The following is a 1,060-nucleotide window of genomic DNA, read 5'->3' as shown; positions in this document are numbered from 1 at the left end:
GGCACCGCGACCAGGCACCGCGACCAGGCACCGCGACCAGGCACCGCGACCAGGCACCGCGACCAGGCACCGCGACGAGGGGCCGCTACAACGCCGGTTTCAGAATGTGGCGCGCCGGTGGGTGCGGCGGCTCGGAGGTCGGAGCCACCAGGACAGGACCATCAGCGTCGCGATGACGGTGAGCGGCACCAGCTCACCAAGGGCATAGCCGGTGGTCAGGTGGGACACGATGGCTCCGCTGTAGGTGAAGAAGGCCCCCGCGTAGGCCCACTCCTTCAGCAACGCGCAACCCGGGACCAGCAGGGCCGCGGCGCCCAGCATCTTCCAGCAGCCCAGCAGCACCAGGAAGTAGGACGGGTAGCCCAGGTTCACCGCGAGGTCGAGGACGTACGGGATGCGTGCGACGTCCCACAGGCCGCCGACCCCCAGTTCGGCCGTCACCAGGATGGTGACCGTCCAGTACGCGAGCGCCCGCCGGTGCACGGATCCGAACCGGATGAGGGTTCGTCCGTCAGCAGTATCACTACATGTAGCTTTACTACTCATACACCTGACGGTAGCTTTGCTACCTATGAGGGCGCAAGCGTTGAAGGGTCATCTGGACGGCATGCTTCTCGCCGCGCTGGAGGACGGTCCCCGCCACGGCTACGCGGTCATGGAGATCCTGCGCGCGGGCAGCGACGGCCGGTTCGACCTGCCCACCGGCACGATCTATCCGGCCCTGCGGCGGCTCGAACGCGCCGGGTACGTCCGCGCGCAGTGGGCCGAGGAGGGCGGGCGGCGCCGGCGGGTGTACGAGCTCACCCCCGGCGGCCGCCGGATGCTCGACGACGAACGCCACGCGTGGGAGGAGTTCTCCGCCGCCGTCACCACCCTGCTCGGGCCGCGGCCGCGGCCGGTGACATCGTGACCGGCCCCGGCGCCGCGTACGACGTCATCGGGGTCTACCTAGAAGAAATCTCCGCCCGGCTGACCGGCCCGGCGCGGGCGCGCCGCGACATCCTCGCCGAGCTGAGGGCCGCTCTCGCCGACGCGGCCGACGCCCACCGGTCCGCCGGGC

General features: G+C 70.9%; 2 protein-coding genes. One reads left to right on the top strand and one right to left on the bottom strand.

Annotation, left to right across the window (positions count from 1 at the left end; genetic code table 11):
- Window positions 1–99: 99 nt before the first annotated feature.
- A complete protein-coding gene (locus tag ACFFNX_RS50925; RefSeq protein WP_378213710.1) occupies window positions 100–483 on the bottom strand; it encodes a DoxX family protein in 384 nt (127 codons plus the stop codon).
- Window positions 484–571: 88 nt separating this feature from the next.
- Here ACFFNX_RS50925 and ACFFNX_RS50920 point away from each other — a divergent pair, with 88 nt between their 5' ends.
- The gene (locus ACFFNX_RS50920) at window positions 572–910 is read left to right on the top strand and encodes a PadR family transcriptional regulator (RefSeq protein ID WP_378213709.1); all 339 of its coding nucleotides are present in this window, start codon (window positions 572–574) and stop codon (window positions 908–910) included.
- The last annotated feature ends 150 nt before the right edge of the window (window positions 911–1,060 follow it).

This window comes from Actinoallomurus acaciae, assembly GCF_042429965.1.
Lineage (GTDB): Bacteria > Actinomycetota > Actinomycetes > Streptosporangiales > Streptosporangiaceae > Actinoallomurus > Actinoallomurus acaciae.
The sequence above is the reverse complement of the archived record's forward strand: the minus strand, read 5'-3'. Positions and strand labels throughout refer to the sequence as shown.